Annotated in this window: 3 protein-coding genes; all 3 read right to left on the bottom strand. The window is 43.6% G+C overall.

The features are described 5' to 3' along the window. Positions 1–168 (bottom strand): glycoside hydrolase family protein (locus ACFIMX_RS04240; RefSeq protein ID WP_375694069.1); only part of this gene is annotated, 168 nt, incomplete at its 3' end. Positions 169–181: 13 nt separating this feature from the next. Then, positions 182–1,450, bottom strand: coding sequence for an alanine-zipper protein (locus ACFIMX_RS04235; RefSeq protein WP_375694068.1), 1,269 nt, complete (start codon positions 1,448–1,450; stop codon positions 182–184). 29 nt (positions 1,451–1,479) lie between these two features. Continuing rightward, positions 1,480–1,884, bottom strand: a complete 405-nt coding sequence (locus tag ACFIMX_RS04230; protein WP_375694067.1) for a hypothetical protein — start codon at positions 1,882–1,884, stop codon at positions 1,480–1,482. Positions 1,885–1,932 lie beyond the last annotated feature (48 nt).

The following is a 1,932-nucleotide window of genomic DNA, read 5'->3' as shown; positions in this document are numbered from 1 at the left end:
TTTTTTTTCTGTAATCACCATACCCTCAACAACTGTTGGTTGACCGGCTTTTTTCGTATGACCATAACCAATCGTCCATATGCCAGAAGCATCTTGATAAGCCTGCAAGCGCAAACCTTCCCACTTTTTTAAACAGTATAAACAGTCTTTACTTATTTTCCGTGCCATTGTTCAATTCACCTTATAAATATACCTTTATGAGTACTGCTCCATCACCGCCGTCGCCGCCAATTTTGTCGCTTCCGTGTTTCCCATCAAAATATCCACCGCCGCCGCCGCCACATTCTTTACCACCTCTACCACCGTTACCACCTTTGTAACTCTCACCACCCTGCCCCATGATAGAACCCTTACATTTACCGCCACCGCCGCCGCCGCCGCCAAGAAACGAACTTCCACCGGTACCAGCTCTCTTGCCGTCGACTCCACTTCCTCCACCATTCCCACCAGAAAAAATAAAACTCTCACCACTGATGCCCTCTCTGTTTCCTCCTCCATCGCCGCCTTTCCCTCCAAAGTTAACGAGAGTCATGGAAACGGAATATCCTCCTTCTGCTGTAACAAGCCCTTTGATCATTGTTCTACCACCATTGCACAAAATGTTACTGTCATTACCTTTACCACCACGACCAATGTAAGCTGTTTTTAATTTATCTAAATCAGAACCTTTCATCTTAACATGCACACATTGACCGCCGCCGCCGCCGCCATCCTTAACGCCACCACCTCCACCGCCCCAAGCCCATACTTCGATATCGGTGTCAGCAGTAATACCATCAGGCAATGGAATATCTCCGCTTTCTGTCATCAGAATTTCAACAGGTTTTCTAACCCCGCCATCATTGTTGCTGCCGCCGCTGCTATTGCTACTATTTGCTTTGATTGAAGCCATCAGTTTGGCTGGTGAGATAAGTGCATCCACTGTTTTTGTGCCATCAATCCAGTCTTGTTTGGCAAGAGGTTGAATGAGATCAACTTTTTTCTGTACACTATGTGCTGTATCTTGCGCTTTATCGGCTGCTGTTTGCGCAATATTTGCCTCAGCTTTTGCACTATCTCCCGTTTTTTGTGCTGTCTCAGCCGTTTTTTTTGCATCTACTGCATAAGCTTTTGCATCATTTGCTGTTCTTAATGCACTATCTGCAACGTTCTTCGCTTCACTTGCAACATGAATCCCTTGTTGTGCAACATCTTCAACTTTATCAATTTTTGCAATCTGTGCACGTTCTGGAGGAGTTAAGATAAGATGCTTTTTCCCTTCCTTCATATTCTCCATATCAAATACATCTTTTTCTATTTTATCTGGATCATAAACTGATTTTGACATACCAAAAGACTTTGAGCCTACAAAATAACGAATGGTATTTTTGAGATCTACCGGAGATATGGGATAATAAACACCTTCATCTCCCCTCCGCCATTTTTCCATCGTTGGCTGCGTAGAACTCAACCATCGTAACTTTGATCTTTCCTCTGTGGTTAAGATTTTTTGGTAGGACCCTCGTGCATATTTTCCATAGAAAATGCATTTGCCCCCACATTATCGGGATCATATGTAGCAGCCTTCATATCGCCAATCCCTAAAGGCGATATTTTTACCCAGCCAGCGCCTGATAAAATCGCATTCTCACGAGCTTCACCACTTGCTTCAATATCGTGAATTGTGACCTTATTTTTGTAAGCAAGAGCTCCAATATCTCTCTTTGCAACCGCATCATCAGCTTTTTTTCCTTGAGCTGCACTCGCAAAATATTCTACCTCATAAGCCGCTGCACTCCCCACTGAAACTGGTGCAAGAGCCTTACTATCTAAAACACCTTCTTTGACTTCTTCTTTTGTTGCTGGTTCAAGCTTAAATATATGTGTGTGATAGGGTAATGGCATCACGTTTCATTCCTTAATCAGTTCGTTGTCTTGTTGTGAGAGAGAGAG

It is taken from the genome of Bartonella sp. AD24XZML, assembly GCF_042196485.1.
Taxonomy (GTDB): Bacteria; Pseudomonadota; Alphaproteobacteria; order Rhizobiales; family Rhizobiaceae; genus Bartonella.
Note: the sequence above shows the minus strand (reverse complement) of the source record. Positions and strands in the feature narration are given on the sequence as shown.

Excerpts from the sequence above, each read along its gene's own strand:
- ACFIMX_RS04230 (WP_375694067.1), bottom strand. The coding sequence starts at position 1,884 with ATGCCATTACCCTATCACACACATATATTTAAGCTTGAACCAGCAACA.